This is a genomic window from Spongorhabdus nitratireducens (assembly GCA_947387575.1).
In the GTDB taxonomy this organism is placed as follows: Bacteria; Pseudomonadota; Gammaproteobacteria; order Pseudomonadales; family Endozoicomonadaceae; genus CANDOC01.
The window spans coordinates 177,232-196,595 of the sequence record CANDOC010000013.1; the positions used below are offsets into that span (position 1 = coordinate 177,232).

General features: G+C 51.7%; 1 protein-coding gene. It reads left to right on the plus strand.

What is annotated here, in order from left to right:
* Positions 1–24: 24 nt before the first annotated feature.
* On the plus strand, positions 25–19,364 hold a 19,340-nt coding region (locus tag ACYZZ0_RS21040; RefSeq protein WP_461538633.1), incomplete at its 3' end, for a DUF4347 domain-containing protein.

The following is a 19,364-nucleotide window of genomic DNA, read 5'->3' on the forward strand; positions in this document are numbered from 1 at the left end:
AGAACATCAGCCGGGGAACTGAACATGGCCGGGATTTTTGGCAGGCGCAATAAAAAAGCAGCTGTTAAGAAAAGCAACCTGATTTTTGAGGCGCTGGAAAACAGGATTCTGCTCTCAGCTGATCTGCCTGTTGATAGCAGTGAAAGAGAAGCTGCTGAAAAGCCTCAGACCGTACTTGAAAGGCCGCTGGATCTGCCTGAGGTACAAATCCCCACAGTCGAAACCTCGGCACTGGTGGTCAGTAACGAACTGGCTACTGTTGAAGGGCAGGTTGAAGAGGTCATAGCCCAGGAGTCCACGGTACAAGAGGGCGGGGCTATCCAGCTTTCCCCTTCTGATATGTATCTGGCCGAACGACTGATGGCAGCAGAAATTGTCATTGTTGACAGCCAGATTCCTGAATTTGAGTCGGTACTGGCCGAGCTTTTCAACAAAACCACTCCAGTCGTTCAGTCGTCTGAAGTCGGTGTTGATACCACGGCCTCGGTTTCCCCGGAAAAAGTTTCTGAAGACACAGAAACACAGCAACATAAAAACCTGGTGTCATCAGACCTGCTGGATAAAACCATTGCTGAGCAGGTAGCCCTGAATGCTGACAGACAGGTCAAAATTTTTGTGCTTGACCAGAACCGTGACGGCATAGAGCAGATTACATCGATACTGGATACCTTTGAGCAGGTCAGCGCCTTACATCTGCTGACGCACGGTGCTGCAGGGCAGATGCGTCTGGGCAACAGTCAGGTGACAAGCAAGCAATTGCGTAGTCAGCAGGAGCTGCTGACGCGCTGGGGTCAGGCGCTGACTCCCGGTGCAGACCTGCTGTTGTATGGCTGTAATGTTGCTGACGGCGCAGTCGGGATTGATTTTGTCGAGAGCTTATCCCGCTTAACCGGAGCGGATGTCGCCGCATCAACGGATACAACCGGTAATACCAACGGTGCTGACTGGGATCTTGAATATACCGCCGGTATCGTAGAAACCAGCGCTTTTGTCAGCAGTAGCATGGTAGGTACGCTGGCAGAAAAAACCGGCACCGAAAAAGCCGACACGATTACCAGTACCGGCTCGGCTGACACCCTGAAAGGTCTTCAGGGTGATGATACCTATAAATTCAGCAATGGCTTTGGCAAAGATACTGTTACTGAAGAAAAGGGACAGGGGAATGATACCCTCGACTTCTCTTCAGTCACGGCAGACCTGACAATCACCATCAAGAAAAATAATACGGTGGTTGTCAGTGACGGTACCAACACCGTCACTGCCCGAAATGTAGAAAATATCAAGGGTGGCTCCGGTAACGATACCTTTGTGGTTGAGCGCGGGGCCAAACTGCCGGGATGGATTGATGGTGGCGGCGGCACCAAAAATATTCTGACGTATACCTCATCCCGCAGTTATACCGGGTCGGTAAAGGTTGACCTCTCCGGAAGCAAGGATAAAGCAACGGCGATTGACGGCTTCAAAGCAGGATCAGTGCTTAATATCCAGGAATTTGTCGGCGGCAGTGCGGCAGATGTTCTTCAGGGCGGCACCCAAAACGATAAGCTGGACGGAGGTAAAGGGGATGACCGTCTGTCCGGTGGCAGTGGCAACGATACTCTTTTCGGTGGTGCAGGCAATGATGTGCTGGATGGCGAAGCCGGTACTGATACGCTGGAAGGCGGAGCCGGCAAGGATATTCTGAAAACCGGTGCCGGAGATACCCTGAAGGGTGGCAGTGATGATGATACCTATCGCTTTGAAGATAATAACTGGAATGGCGTCAAGGTCAGGGAAGAGAGCGGTGAAGGTAAGGACCTGCTCGATTTTTCAGGTATCAGCAAAGATCTGAACTTTGACGTTAACGACCTTACATCCAGTGGTCTTACTGTCACCGAGGGCAGCAATACTGCCAGTGGCATTACCCATATTGAAAAAATCAAAACCGGCACTGGCAACAATACCTTCACTTTTCACAATAACTGGTCAGCCGGGCTAGTTATTGAAGCCTCTACAGCTGCCAGTGTAACCCTTGACTTCAGCGCTGTTACCAGTGAATTGACGTTTACCATCAGAAAGGATGGTTCTGTTGTTGTTACCGATAGCAATGGCCACAAACTTACTGCTGCCAGCGTCAATAATATCAAGGGCGGTCAGGGAGATAATATCTACCGGTTCGAAAAAGGCGCCGAACTTGATGGCGACCTGACGGGTGGATCAGGCAGCAACATTGTTGATTACAGTCTCGCCGGAACCATTGTCAATCTTGATCTTGAGACTATTAAAGAGCTGCCGGGAGTGAAGGGCACCTTTTCGGGCATTGATTCCATTATTGCCGGCAAAAAGAATGACTACATCAAGGGTACTGATGGCCAGAACAGCCTCGATGGCGGTCGGGGAGATGATTACCTCTATGGTGGCGATGCCAGTGACGAGCTGAAGGGTAGTGATGGTAATGACCGTCTGGTAGGTGATGCGGGGAATGACACGCTGGATGGTGGTCGCGGTGATGATAGCTACTTCTTCAGCGGTGACTGGGGACAGGATACGGTAGAGACTGGCGGTGGTTCGGATACGATCAGCTTTGGTGGTGCTGATGCCGAAGTGGCCAAAGGTGACCTGCCGGCAATGGATGCCATTGCTGCGGTCACCAAGGATCTGGCGCTGGTTTTCAACAGTGATGGTTCGCTGCGGATCAATGATTCATCAGTAACCGCCAATACCGTTACGGTTGGTCAGAACAGCCTGTCTGATATTGATACCATTATCGGTGGCAGTGCAGAAAACCGGTATACCTTCAGGGATAACTGGGGTAACGGCGCGGCTACCAGCATTCTGCTGGATGATACTCAATCCTCAAAGGGAACGCTGGATTTTTCCGGAGTCACCAGTGATCTGAAGTTTACTGTTTCCACCGAACAAGGTGTGACCACTGTCGTAGTGACTACTGTCGTCAATGGCAAGGTCTATACCGTCACAGCTAAAGGTGTTGAAAACCTTATTGGCGGAACCGGTAAAAATCATTTTGTATTTGAAAAAGGTGCAGTGCTTGCCGGCAATATCACCGGTTTCAGTGGTTCGGGCTCTGCCCTGCTTGATTTTTCCGGTTATGGCGAAGGCATCAAGGCTGATCTTTCAACAGGTACGGTAAAAACGGCGCAAGATCAGTTGATTGTTGCGGGTGGCGTCAGTGATATCAGTGATCTGACCGGTACCGATTATGCCGATGAGCTGATCGGTGATGATGGTGACAATACCCTGATTGGTGGCAAGGGTAACGATACCCTGAAAGGTGGTGCAGGCAACGATACCTATCTGTTTGACAAGGAGTGGGGGCAGTTAAGTACGGCCAATCCGCTGGGACAGAAAGACGTCATTGTTGATACCGCCGGCGAAAATGTTATCGACTTGTCCGGTGTAAACCAGTCACTGGATTTTCTGTTTAATGATGGTGGCAGTAACGGTGACAAGCTTACTGTAAAAGCAGAATTGGCTACCGGCATTTCAAATCAACTCAGTCTGGAAGGTGTCAAAGCCGATGGTGAAGACTGGAGTCTGATTGCCGGGGCAAAAGACGATCATTTCTATATTGCAGATCAGGTTGATTTTGCCGGCACCATTGATGGTGGCGAAGGTATCAACACCCTTGATTACTTTAACGGCACTGATGGCACCGGAGCCAATGCTTTCAAACAAGGCGTCACTGTTGATCTGGAAGCAGGCACTGCCACGGCCCTGAGCGGTATCAAAAATATCCGCAATGTTTACGGTTCCCGCTCAATTAATGAAGCTGATGTTCTGATCGGTGATGATAACGACAACCTGTTTATCGTCGGTGACTGGGTTACCGGCAGTATTTCAGATCAGATTACCGGTAATGGCGGCTCGGATACGGTCAGCTTTGCCGGATTTACTGATCCCGCATTCGGTATAACCGCAGATCTTGCGGAGAAAAAAGCTGAAGCCAGCGGCAAGCTGATAGCCACGCTGGAAGGCATAGAAAACCTGATTGGTGGTGCCGGAAATGACACCCTGATCGGGGATGATGCGGATAATATTCTTGAAGGTGGCGGTGGTGACGATGCCCTGACCGGTAATGGTGGTGATGATACCTACCGATTCCAGGAAAACTGGGGCACGGATACCATCACTGAGTCCTCAGGAGAGGGTAAAGATACCCTTGATTTCACGGCGATAAAGCAAGCACTGACTTTCGATAAGGGCCGTGCCGGTAATGACACGGCTATCGCTCTGACAGATGCCCTGAAAAACGACGTTGTTGTAACAGATGAACAGGGCAATAAAGTCACAACCGGTTTCCAGGTCGAGAAATTTGATGGTGTAAAAGACAGTGACACCCTGACTCAGGCCAATATCAAACTGGGTGTAGATGAGCAGGACAAACTGATTGCTGCACTGGAAGCCCTGAAAACCTGGGCGGACTCTATATATTCCGGATATGGCAAGTTCGATGAACTGCTGGATCTGAAGCTGCCCCTGGTTGGCGGCAAGCTGGGTGATCTGTTCACTACTGAAGAGTTTACCAAAGACAAGTTTGCCAGTGTGATCGGTAACCAGCTTCAGCCCATGATTGATGAGCTGAAGTTATTGTTCTGGAGCGCGAAGGATGCCACTGAGAATAATGGCGATGAGTCCAGTACCGACCAACTGTTTGCTATCAAGGTGGGCGGAGAACAAGCATTCACCATCTCCCATAACACCCGTCTGCTGGAATTTTCCGCCAGCCTACTGTTGTTTGAAAACACGCAATCTACCGGTCTGGATCTGGGCGGGGCGCTGAGTGCCATTCCGGGCTTTGATCTTGACCTTGAACCACAGGTCAGGAACAGCCTGCGATTTGATTTCGGTTTTGGACTGTTACCCGAAGATCCTGCCGCACCGGACGAGAATCTTGAATTCCATATTGCAGCGCCGGGGCTGATTTTTGAAACCCGGATTTTTGATGATGCCATTGTTGCCGGCCTCAATCTGGGACTGGTTTCTGCCAGCGTTGGCGGAACGGTTGATAATGTCGAGCACAAGGGCTTGTTGTCGCTGGTAGGTGATGTCAGGCTGGGTACCGATGCTGATCTGCGGGCCGATGATCTGGATCCTGCCAAAATAAACGACGTGCTTGATGTTTCCCTGGCGAAAAATGCCGGGATTAATGTTGAGCTGCCGGTCATCGTCAATACTGACAGTCTGAACTTCTCATTACCCAACCTTCCGGTTATTCGTCTCACCACACCTGACCTGCCAACATTGCCGGGGCTACCGGGAATCGCTGATTTCTTCGGTGATATCAAGTGGGAATTTCCTGACCTGAGTGAACTGCTGAATCTAGCCAGCCTGTCACTGGGTGATCTGATCAATATGCTGGACACAGCTTTTGATGCGCTGTTTGACGGTTTTGCCTTTGATGTGAAACTGCCGGGGCTGGATCTGACCCTGGATCAATTGCTGGGCAAGATTCCCGGGTTTGACTTCGACGGTATTGAAGCATTTTTCGATGGCATTCTGGAGAAACTCAAGGGCTTTGATCTTGATCTCGGACTACAAGGGCTCAGCAACTGGCTGAATGCCCAGATCAAGGGCATGTTGCCGGATATCTGGCCGGACTGGGCACTGCCAAAATTTGATTTTGGGTTCGACGGCTTCAATCTCGGTATCGATCTGGATTTCGATTTTGACCTAGCCCGGCTATTACCGGATATGAGCCTGCCGGAACTGGCACTGCCGCTGGATATTGATCTGGCTGACCTGATTCCTTCGCTCGGTGTCGCCGGGGTTACCCTCGCGGGTGATGGCGAGCTGGTTGTGAATGCCAGTTTGGATATCGATCTTGAGCTGGATTTTGCCGTTCAGGATTACGCCAAGCAATTGCTGCTGAATCAGACACCCAAGCTGCTCGACTACGCCTATATTGGCGATGATTCCAAAGTTGAACTTGAAGCCAGTGCCGGTGGGGTTGATCTGGATGCAGAAGCGTCCATGGCAGCTACGGTGAATGGCAAGAAGCTGGAAGTGGGCTTCTGGGTCGAGGATGGCACGGCGCTGGTGGAAGCTGCAGCTATGGTTGGCCTGCAGCAACACAGTCAGGGACGTTATCAGCTCAGCCAGTTTCTTACCCCGACCGGTAAAAAGAACAGTATTGCTGTAGACGTCAGTGGTGAAGCCAACCTCGATCTGCCATTGTTTCTCGGTACCCCGACCCTGCCTGTCGGTGGTTCTCTGGAAGACCTGAATGCTGACGGCTTTGCCGACAATGTGCTGCATATAGGTACAGATTTCGAGCCGGGTAATATCGGACCACTGGAAGTGATCACGCCGGATCTTCTCGGCGGGTTCTCGCTGATGAACTTCCTCAATGATCCGACCATTTTCCTCAAGGGGCTGGAAAGCATCTTTGATAATCTGGAATCGGTGTTCACTGACCAGCTGGGCAAACTGGGTCTGCCGCTGGTGGGGGATGTACTGAAAGATGCCGGTGCCTTTGTTGATACTCTCAAACAAAAACTATTGGGTGTCGCCGATGCGGCTGGTAAATATCTGCAGCCTGACGGTATGCCTGAAATCCCGAGCTTCAACGGCGTGGACTTCAGCTCACTCAGTGATTTGCTGGATTATGCAGACCTGGATCTGGCCCTGCAGTCACCGGACTTTGAAGATTTCAGAAACTGGCTGGACAAGGCCGGGCTGGGCTTCAAACTGCAGAACCCCGGCTTTTACGGTGACTATGTTATCGACCTGATCCGCAAGGAACTGTTCGATGCACTGGGCGATTATCTGCAGGTTGGTGATACTGACGGCGATGGTTTGCCGGTATTCGACCAGCAGGGCAAGCTGATCTACCGGGATGTGCAAACACCGGAAGATATCCAGCTGAAACTGACTCCGAACGGCGAACTGACTTTCAATGTGCTGCTGGCCGGCAGTGTGTTTGAAGGACTCGGTGATTACAAGGAGCGCCTCGACACAGATGATATTGATCAAGATGGTGATACGACAGAAGTCATCAAGCGCTTCCTTGAAGTACCTATCAATTTTGATCTGACAGCACCCGGTCTGGGTCTGAAAACCGGGCCGGAAGATACCATCGAGATCAGTCTGGATTATTTCTTCGGTCTTGGCTTCGGTCTGGACAAGGATGGTTTCTTCTTTGATACCTCCGGTGTCACCGAGGAAGGTTCCGAGATTTCATTGGCGCTTGAAGCCGCTGTTGGTGCCGGCGCAGCACTGACCGGCCAGCTGGGCTTCCTGCGCATGGGGCTGACGGATATCGTCGAAGATGACGATGATGGCGCCAGTGGCCTGCGCGGTGAAATTGCCGTAGATCTGCAGGATTCCGGCGGTGATGGTCGCTGGCATAGCGGTGAACAGTTGAAGATGGCTGCCCGGGTCAATGCTGAAGCCAATGTTGATCTGTACGCCAAGCTGGATATGGACTTTGGCAGCAATCCCATCAAGCTGCCTCATGTCGAAACCAAGATTCATTACGACCAGCAACTGGCTGATATCGAATGGACCTCGGACTCCGGTTCATTCTCTACCAGCTTCTTTGAAAACCCTGAAGTGGTGTTTGAAGATGTAACGCTGGACTTGGGCGGCCTGATCAGCGGCTTTATTGCGCCGATTGCGAAACAGCTGGATCCGTTCCTGGGAGATGAATCGGAAGTTCGCCGGGTCATCGATCTGATGACCATGGAGATCAATCTGGGTATTACCAAGCTCACCTTGCTTGATCTGGTAATACCGGCTCTGAATGCCAAAAAAGCGGGCACAGGTGATGCCCTGAAGCTGGCCATTGATGCCATCAAGGCAACGTCCGACTTTATTGCCCTGGCTAATGATGCTGCCGAAGAAGGCGGCAGTATCCTGATCAACTTTGGTACTTTCAGTCTGGGCGGCTCAATGCTGACCAGCGACTCGAACAAGATTGAGCAGGATGATATCAGTCCGGGTAAAGGCTCCGGTGGCAGCAATGAGGACTTCAAGAACAAGGCTGAGGAACAGACTTCAGGTAAACAGAAAAAGCTGGTAGCCAGTCTGGGAACCACCGAAGGTTCCATTATGTTCCCGATCCTCAATGATCCGATGACCGTGATCGGGTTATTGACCGGCAAAGACGTAAATCTGTTTGTTTACGATACACCGGATATTGATTTTGAGTTTGTTTATGAGCAGTCATTCCCGGTCTTCACCGGCCTGAATGCGGTTATCAAGGGTGTACTGACCGCCCGCACCGATTTTGCCTTTGGCTTTGATACCACCGGTATTCGCAGCTGGTTTGAAGATTTCGAAAAAGCCAACTGGAATTTCGCCGCAGCTGCCGGAAGCCTGGATGATATTTTCGATGGCTTCTTTATTGCCGACTGGGCCGTTGATGACAATGGCAACCTGGTCGAAGGGAACGATATTCCCGAAGTCGAATTTGATATGAGCTTTGCTGCCGGAGCTGCGCTCGGCATCGGTGGTTTGGTGGAAGCCGGAGTGCTGGGTGGTATTACCGCTGAGATTGATCTCAACCTGCATGATCTGCCAAACGACGGCACCGGTGGTAATACCGGTATTGAAGCGGTATACGACGGCAAGATCCGGTTTGATGAAATCGCCAAAATTGTTAGCGTCAATCCGCTGTGCCTGTTTGATATGGAAGGGGCACTCAAGGCGTTCCTGGAAGCCTATCTGTGGGTTGGCTTCAAGGTATTTGGCGGCAAAGTCACTATATTCGAAGCCGAGAAGCGCTTTGTTGAAGCGACCCTTGCCCGCTTCGAGCATGTCTGCCCTGATCCTGAACCACCGGTTGTGGCAACCCTCGACAACCAGGGTGTGTTAACACTCGCTTATGATCCAGCCGGTAGCAAGAAACCTGGTGATCAGAAAGAAGAATACGAGGTTGCGCTTGAAGAAGTTGATCTGACCCCGAAAGACGGTGATCCGACCAAAACCCTGATGATCGCTGTAAGAGGCAACGGCTATACCCAGTATTTTGATCCTGCCAAGGTTAAAACCATCAGAAGTTCCGGCAGCCGTTTTGATGATGACTTCAAGATCGATGCCAATATCAATGCTGATCTGGACATTCATACCGGGGCTGGTAATGACCGGATAACCCTGACCGGTGGCCAGCAGAACAGCCCCCATAGTCGCAAGGTCTTTGCCGGTGATGGTGACGATATCATTATCGGTACCATTCTGGATGACTACCTTGATGGCGGCAGTGGTAACGACCGTATTCAGGCACTGTCCGGTAATGACACCCTTGTCGGTGGTGATGGTAATGACTTTATCTGGGCGGCCAGCGGTAATAACACCGTTAACGCCGGTGCTGGTGATGACACCATTCTGACCGGTGACGGTGATGACATCGTTGATGCCGGTGCCGGTAATGACAAGATCCAGACTGAAGGCGGTATCGACCGGATTACTGCCGGTGATGGTAATGACCAGATTATTGCCGGTCTGGGAGCCGATATTATCACCGGTGGAGCAGGGGATGACGCCCTGATCTGGGAAGTCGGTGATGGCAATGATGACTTCGATGGCGGTGCGGGTCAGGATGAAGTCCTGATGCGGGGCTATAGCTTTAATCCCGATGCCTTCTATCAGGATGACAGCAGTGACTATGTTCAGGACTCCGGCCAGAAAGACACCGTACGGGTCAATGCGGAAGCCAATGGTGATCTCAATGCCCGCTGGACCCAGGGTGGCAACAGCGCCAGCCTGTTAAGCCGCGGGGTTGAAACCCTGAGTGTGGATACTGGACTGGGTGCTGATGATATTGTCGTCGGTAACCTGATGACCACTGCCGTTAATAACGTCAAGGTGGACACCGGCAAGCGTCAGCAGATTGTTTCCGAAACCCGCAAGGTAAAAGCCAGAAACGATGCCGGTGAGCTGGTTGATACCGATGAAGAGCAAGTCTTCAAGATCCTGAAAAAGAGCGATGATCTGGCTGAAGACCGGGTCGTGATAGAAGGCTCAACCGGTGATGATAATTACCGCGTCAGTGATATCGAATCGCTCGGCACCTCAGGCACTGCTGAAACCGCTCTGCGTTATGAGCAGCTCAACGGTCAGCAGAATGATCTGGGTGAAGACCTCAGCCACGTTATTGTCGACGTGTACAGTCTGGAATCACAGGATGATGCGCAGCTTCATGCGTTGGCCGGTGATGACACCATTGATGCGTCAGGCGTAGAACAAGCCATTGTCAGTGAGCTGCTGCTGGATGGTGGTAGCGGTGATGACCGTATTATCGGCTCCAATCTTGCCGGTACTGCCGATGTGATTATTGGTGGTGCCGGATCGGACCGTATCACCGGCGGTGCCGGGGTTGACCGGTTCCTGGAGCATACGACAGATGCTGGTGACAGCAATCTGTCAGGCGACAAGGATGTTCTGATTGAAAGCCGGGATGCCGACTTTGTCCTGACTGATACCTCGCTTCGTATTGACGATACGGTGCTGCATAACCAGTTTGGTGATGAACGCGAAACTTTTGCCAATATCTTCGAAGATGTAGAGCTGAAAGGTGGTGCCGGCGCCAACAAATTTGAAATTAAAGACTGGTCTGCCAGTGGTGTACTGGATGGTGGCACCGGAGGTGATACCTATAAGCTGGAACTGGCCAGTCTGGCGCAGGGACGACAGTTCTTCAATATTGCAGACACCGGTGAAAGTGGTATCGATACCCTGGTGTTTACCGGCAGCACCGGTAACGACACCATTCAGCTGGATACTGTCTACCAGCGTGAACAGGATGAGAAACGGAAGTTCAAGGATGACCGCTGGAATGAATACGGTAATCATGGCGATGGCCTGATTATCGGTCACTTCGATTCCAACGACAGTTTTGACAAGAAAGATATCAACGACGAAGACGCGTTGATGAACGTCAGTGAATCTGGACTGTCGAAGGGCAAAAACTATCAGGTCATCAATTACACCAGCGTGGAGCAGGTTACTGTCTTTGGTGGTGAAGGTGATGACAAGTTTATTTCCGACAGTACCGCGACCCAGATTGATGTCTTTGGTAATGGTGGTGATGACCAGTTCTATGTGGGATCAGTACTGGAAACCGAAGACGTTATTGTCGAAGGGCAGATTGTTACCATCGTCAAGGAAATCACTGACGGCTCCAACTTCAATAACAGCAGCTTCTATGGTGGTGATGGTGATGACTATTTCGAGGTCAATCATAACGTTGCCGATATCGGTCTGTTTGGTGATAACGGCGATGACACCTTCTTTATCAAGGCCCTGCTGACAGTTGATGAAGATGGCGGACTGGCCGAGCTGGAGTCAAAGGAAGCCAAGGTCAGCGGTACCTTCGGTGAAGACAGTGACAAGGGCACCGATACCTCGACCGATACCCGGGAAGTGGACTCGGATAATCTGGTTTATGTCGAGAATGCCAACATCACCATTGATGGTGGTGCCGGTTTCGATGCAGTCAGTCTGGTAGGTACCGTACTGAGCGACACTTTCTATATTTTTGTCGAAACCGATCCGGTTACCGGTGAAAAGATCCAGCGTATCTACGGTGCCGGGGTCAAACTGCAGAAACTGCTGAATATCGAACGCCTGCAGCTGCTGACCGGTGGTGGTGATGACACCGTTTATGTTTACGGTGTCGATATGGGTGCTATCGGCGATATGGTGATCAAGACCGGTAGTGGCAGCGATACGGTGCATATCGGTGGTCCTGAACAGATTATCAATCTGAGCTATCCCAAGAGTTCTGACCTGTATTACTCGGTGACCGAAGGCTTTGAAGTGCCTAAGGATGCACTGGGTAAATACATTCGGGTCGGTGATGTTGATGGCCTGCCATTCTACAAGGTCAACAGCGTCAACCGCGTGGTTCCGTTTGAAGTGGAAACACCGGCCTTTACCCGTCAGGTGGTCGTGCCGGAGTCCCGTGATATCTCTGCCTTTGTGTCACCGGTGACGATTGATGGCGGCGAAGGTATCAATGACCAGATCATCGTTAATAACCAGGCCGGCTCAAGCAAGATTCGCCTGTCGAATACCGATCTCAAGAAGAAAGAGGTGGTGTTTGATACTTCAAAACAGCAGCTGGCCAGTGAGGCCGAAAACCCGGCCAATGATCTGGTCGCAATCCTGCTGGGTGCCTCCGGTGCCGAAGGTGATGAAGCCAGAGAGCTGCTGGCCGGTGTAGTAACCAACTATCTGCGATTCCAGGATCGCTACTATGATACCGATCTGCTGCAAACTCTGGCGGGTCTGAATGGCTCTGAAACCCGGGAAATTATTGTTCCCGAGGGTATGAGCTATCTCAACCTGCAGACTACGCTGAATGACAAGAATGAAGTTGTCACAGCAAGAGAGCAGCTGGAAGACTTTGCCAGTAAATTCGGACTTCAGATCAAGTGGAAAATTGTTGACCATCCTGATCCTTCCCGTGCAGCAGCCGGCGAGAAACTGTATGAACTGCAGGGGCTGACCAAGAACGGTATGGCTGTGGACTTTGAAGTCCAGCATAAGGAAACCGTCGTATTTGAAGGTGATGGGCAGAAGGTATACAAGAATCTGGTTGCCGTAACCCTGAAAACTTCTGCCAAGCTGAGAGTCACAGTGAAAGCAGGCGCTGTAGGTAATATCACCGAGCTGCGCTCAGATGCCTACAATACGCTGTTCCCCACCGGGCAGTTTGGCAATATTTATTTTGGCGCCATTAATACCACCACCCTGAACCTGAGCGAAGCATCTGCTTCGGGCTCGGAGCTGTATGTTGATAACAGTCTGTTTGCCGGCAAGCTGTATATTGAGGGTGGCAAGTATACTGATCGTATTCTGTTGAAGCAGATTGATGCCGAAACCATTGTTCACGGTAATGCCGGGGACGATGAAATCATCGTGGGTGAAAATGGCACTGTCGATAAAATCGGTGAGTCGCTCTACTTGTTTGGTGATGAAGGCAATGATTCGATCAAGCTGGATCACAGCGGTTCAACCGACAGTAGTGATGTCACTGTCGACAAGAATGTACTGGAACATTCCACCGGCTTTGAACAACTGAGCCGAATTACCAATGCACTCAGCCTGAAAGACCTGACTGATGAAGAAAACAGCATTATTGAGGAAGAGCTGAAGGACTCTTCTGTGCCTTATGGCCAGGATGCGCTGAATGTCGATAAGAGCGATCTGGAAAAAGCCCGGGATCATGTTGCCGAAAATGCACTGGACAAGCTGAAAGGTGTCGTTGATGGCCTGCAGGATGAACTGGACAGTGCCATCGACAAGACGGTTCAGCTGCTGAAAGATCAGGATATCAAACTGCTGGAAAACCAGATCATTCTTTATGTCCGGGCCAAATACTATGAAGGTAGTGATGGCAAGTGGCTGAGGGATGAGATCTTCCGTCGCATGGAGCAGATGGGGGTTCGAACCTATCTGAATTACACTGACTACGACAGTGGCCATGTTGATTACCGCAGCAGTAACAAGATCCGGGCTTATTACGGTATTGCCGCAGGCGTTGATAAAGCCCGCTCCTGGTTTGAGGATCCGAAAGGGAATTTCCGTGCTGTTGGTCTCGGAAATCATGCTGATCAGTCCCTGACCGCATCCCATTATGTGGATTCGATGCGAGACGTACTGAAAGGCAAGAGCCTTTACAGCCTGTTCAAAAACCTGTTCTCCGGTGGTTCCAAGACACTGGGTGGCGGCAAGCTGGATGAAGATGAGCATCTGTCGCTGGAGCTGAATGCGGATAAGGTCAGTCGGGCAAACTTCAATAATATTCTGGCTCTGGCGAAGATCTATGACGAAGCCATGAACCAGTACATGGGCTCGTCCCATATCTACAAAAACCTGCTGCAGGGCCGTGGCCTGTCACAGACTCAGCTGGACTCTCTTTATGCGGCATGGTCCACAAGTGACGGGGTTCGTGGTTTCCAGTGGTCAGAAACTAACCATACCGGCACCATTATCAAGAATGCCGGTGATGTAAAGATTAATCTGAATGAGCAGTACAAGAAACTGACAAAGTCAGTCGAGTTGCGGGTTGAGTATCTGGAAGGCGCCTACAAGCAACATTATGCCGACCAGATCAGCAATTTGAGTGCGGCGATCAATACTGCGCTGGCGACAGATGACTTCAGTGCCTCAACCCTTGATGGGATCAACAGTCAGCTCAAGTCACTGCTGACAGCACTTGATCCTACGACCAAGAACGCTGCAGATACCAAAGACCTGCTGGCCGGTACGGGAGAGGTCAAGATTGAAGCAGAAGCCGGATTTATCAAGGCACCTGTTTACAATGCATTTGCTACCGGTGTCGGTAATGGCTTGTCTGGCTTGCTGGATGCAGTAGCCAGTCTGTCCAACAAACTGGAAAAGGCTGATTTCAATGGTATCCAGCTCACTCCGGATATGGATACCTATGCTGAACTGGAACAGGTTTACAGCGGCAGTGGTTATCAGGGTGTCCGTGACGTCTATGCTGATGCCAGTGATCTGATTAAAGAGTATCTCGGTTACAAATCCCGTTATATCGGTACTGATGCCCTGCCAGCCGATGTTGCTGGTGCCATGAGCGATGTGCGCAAGCTGGACAAGGCTGCAGACCGGTTTGATGCCTTTGTTAAAGCGCTTAACGGCGGGTTTGATTTCAACAGTTTCCGAGACAGTTTCTTCAAAACCCAGGCCGATATTGAAACCTTTGTTGCTGATAACCCGGGCTACACTGCCAACCTGCTGAAAGAGTCCCGCTATGATGCCATGGCTGACTCGTTGAAGGCGGACGGTAAGGATATTGCGGAACCGGTTGCCACCAACCGGATGCAGTACAACCTGTTTAACGATGCCCTGACTCAGGCCAGAAAGGATCTGGCGGCACTGGAGTCAGAGCTGAAGCAAACCTATACGGTCACAGTCAAATACTGGTGGTTCAGCCAGACAATCACTCTGAACTGGAAGGCAGATGCCCGTTATCTGCAACAGGTTCAGCTGGTGAAAAACCTGGAGCAGCGGGTTGCAAAAGCGGCTCTATATGCCAATGCCAGTGATGCCCAGTCTGACAAGCTGAATAACATTCAGGATGGTTATGAGGACAAGGCTGACGAAGCCACTGCAGCTATTGATGCCAAGCGGAAAGAATATGATGAGCTGAAAACCCGCATCAATGCCCAGTTCCTGGTACTGAAAGAAGTCAGCCGGTTTGCCATTGATGTATTGAAGCAAACCAGAAAGGGGCAGGCCGCTGATGGTTTTGTCGATTCAGGCAGCCTGATCTCTGATCTGATCAGCTTCTATGACGAGTACCGCATTCTTGATGAGAATACGGCCAAGACTCCGCAGCAGTCTTCTGTCTTTGCTGATCGCAGTGAAGACGGTACCCGTGAGGCGACCCAGAGCTCGATTATCCTGAATACCGACCGCAAGGATTATCAGGATGTGCTGTCTGTATCAGGGCTGGCAGCCAAGGGTATTCATATTGGTTTTGATGATGTCGAGAAACTGGAAATCAATACCGGTCAGGCCGCTGATGATGTTCAGGTACTGGACTCTCTGGGACAGCAGCAGGCCGAGCTCTTTATCAATACCGGTGCCGGTGACGATACCATCACCGCAACCGATGAGAACAAGCTGGTTTCCGGCATTGTTTCCGAGGTTATCGTTGATGGTGGCAGTGGCAGCAACGAACTGACGATTGATGATTTCGGTGACCAGAGCGGCGACAACATTGTGATGAGCAATACGCTGCGCAATGGCTATACCTCAGTTGCAGGTATCTCTGCCGGTAATATCCATTTCACAGCGACGGCCGGTGACTTCCAGCGGGGCGTTACACTTCAGGCGGGTACCGGTAATGACAAGATCGCTGTTCAGGGTGTACTCGACAACTCGGCGACAACCATTCTGGCAGGTGCCGGTGATGATGATATTACTGTGACTGCCAGTGCCGGCTCCAATGTTTCACTGACTCTGAAAGGTGAAGCCGGGCTGGATGTGATTGATGCGGCCCGCTCCGGCTTTGGTGTCAGCATCTATGGCGACGGTGGCAATGACACCCTCTATGGCTCTGCGTTCGCCGATATGATTACCGGTAATGCCGGTAATGATCTGATTATCGCTGGCCTCGGCACTGATAACGTGGCGGGAAATGAAGGCAACGATATTATCCTGGGTGACGCCGGCTCGGTGCAGGATAGTCAGGGTAATGAACTGACAATGCGTGCCGGTGTTATTGCCCGTATTGAAACCGCGGCTGGTGGCGGTGATGACACGATTACCGGCGGTATCGGTGATGATCTTATTATTGGCGGCGCCGGCAGTGACACCATCAATGACGAGTCCGGCACCGATCTGGTTATTGGTGACAATGCCCTGATCACTTACGCTGCGGGTGCTGTATTGGCGGCCAGCCGTCGTCCGGAAGAAGGCGGCAATGATGCTATTACTCTTGGTCTTGGCATTAACCGGATTATCGGGGGTAGTGGCGATGACAGAATCACAGTAGAAACTGCCAGCACCGATTACATTCTGGCAGACAATGGTGAGTTCCAGTGGGTCAATGGCGCTATCACGGTTGCACGTAGCCTGGATGCAGCGGCTGGTGGTAACGACACTGTCTCTCTGGGTAACGGCTCTAAAACAGTGATTGCAGGCACTGGTAATGACACCGTAACCAGTGGCCAGCAGGGCACTCACAGAGTGATTGGCGATAATGGTGAAATGCTGTTTGATGCCGGCGCCCTGCGTACTCTGCGCAGTACTGATGAAACTGAAGGTGGTGATGACACCATCCGTCTGTCCGGTGATGTTAACCAGATCCTTGGTGGTGCCGGCAGTGACGAGATTACTGTCAGTACCGACACCAGCAAGGATCATGTGCTGGGCGATAACGGCACCATGCTGTATCGCGGTGATGCCGGTAGTGAGTCTCTCTATAACATCTCCAGCAAGCTGAATACCGGTGGCGGGGATGATCGCATTACTCTGGGCAGTGGTGACAAGGTTGTCATTGCCGGTATCGGTAACGATACCGTGACCACAACCGAGGGTACTCGCGGCACCCGCTATGTACTGGGTGATGAAGGTGAGATCACTTACGACAGCAACAATATTCTTGAACGTGCAGCCAGTACCAGTACTGTTGGTGGAAATGACACCCTGATTCTGGGTGGTCAGGACAGTAACGATACCAACATGGCGATTGGTGGTGTGGGTGCTGACAGCATTACCACCAGTAACAGCACCGACTTTATCCTGGGCGACAATGGTCAGATGCGCTGGCAGGCTGGTCAGCTGGTACAAGCTGTTTCAACTGATGCCAGCCAGGGGGGTAATGACACCATTACTCTGGGCAACGGCTCCAAGACCGTTATTGCCGGTACCGGTAACGATACGGTCACCAGCGGCCAGCAGGGCACACACCGGGTGATCGGTGATAACGGTGAAATGGTACTGGATGCCGGTGCCCTGCGTACCTTGCGCAGTACCGATGAAGCTGAGAGCGGTGATGACATCATTCACCTGTCCGGTGACGTTAACCAGGTCATCGGTGGTGCAGGCAGTGATGAGATCACCGTGAGCGCAGGCACCAGCAAAGATCATGTACTGGGCGATAACGGCACCATGCTGTATCGCGGTGATGCCGGCAGTGAGTTCCTGTACAGCATGACCAGCACGCTGAATACCGGGGGTGGTGATGATCGCATTACTCTGGGCAGCGGTGACAAGGTTGTAATTGCCGGTGTTGGCAACGACACCGTGACCACAACTGAAGGCACTCGCGGCACCCGCTATGTACTGGGCGATGAAGGTGAGATCGCTTACGACAGCAACAACTCCCTTGAGCGCGCAGCCAGCACCAGCACTAACGGTGGTGATGACACCCTGATACTGGGTGGTCAGGACAGCAACGATACCAATGTGGTGATTGGTGGTGTGGGTGCTGACAGCATAACCACCAGTGACAGCACCGACTTTATTCTGGGCGACAATGGTCAGATGCGCTGGCAGGATGGCCAGCTTGTACAAGTCGTTTCAACTGATGCCTCTCAGGGTGGTAACGACACAATCACCCTCGGCAATGGCTCCAAGACCGTTATTGCCGGCACTGGTAACGATACAGTTACCAGTGGCCAGCAGGGCACACACCGGGTTATCGGTGATAACGGTGAAATGGTACTGGATGCTGGCGCCCTGCGTACCTTGCGCAGCACCGATGAAGCTGAAGGTGGTGATGACATCATTCGCCTGTCCGGTGATGTTAATCAGGTGATCGGTGGTGCCGGTAGTGATGAGATCACCGTCAGCGCTGGCACCAGCAAAGATCATGTACTGGGCGATAACGGCACCATGCTGTATCGCGGTGATGCCGGTAGTGAATTCCTGTACAGCATGACCAGTACGCTGAATACCGGTGGCGGTGATGACCGTATTACTCTGGGCAGTGGTGACAAGGTTGTCATTGCTGGTGTTGGCAACGACACCGTGACAACCACTGAAGGCACTCGCGGCTCCCGCTATGTACTGGGCGATGAAGGTGAGATCGGTTATGACAGCAACAACATCCTTGAGCGTGCAGCCAGCACCAGCACTAACGGTGGTAATGACACCCTGATTCTGGGTGGTCAGGACAGTAACGATACCAATGTGGTTATTGGTGGTATCGGTGCTGATAGCATCACCACCAGTGACAGCACCGACTTTATCCTGGGCGACAATGGTCAGATGCGCTGGCAGGATGGCCAGCTTGTACAAGTCGTTTCAACCGATGCCTCTCAGGGTGGTAACGACACAATCACCCTCGGCAACGGCTCCAAGACCGTTATTGCCGGCACCGGTAACGATACGGTTACGAGCGGCCAGCAGGGCACACACCGGGTTATCGGTGATAACGGTGAAATGGTACTGGATGCCGGTGCCCTGCGTATCTTGCGCAGCACTGATGAGGCCGAAGGTGGTGATGACATCATCCGCTTGTCCGGTGATGTTAACCAGGTGATCGGTGGTGCCGGTAGTGATGAGATCACCGTCAGTGCTGGCACCAGCAAAGATCATGTACTGGGCGATAACGGCACGATGTTGTATCGCGGTGATGCCGGTAGTGAATTCCTGTACAGCATGACCAGTACCCTGGATACCGGCGGTGGTGATGACCGTATTACTCTGGGCAGTGGAGACAAGGTCGTGATTGCCGGTGTTGGTAACGATACCGTGACCACAACCGAAGGCACTCGTGGCTCCCGCTATGTACTGGGTGATGAAGGTGAGGTCGGTTACGACAGCAACAATATTCTTGAACGTGCAGTCAGCACCAGCACCGTTGGTGGAAATGACACCCTGATTCTGGGTGGTCAGGACAGTAACGATATCAATGTGGCTATTGGTGGTGTGGGTGCTGACAG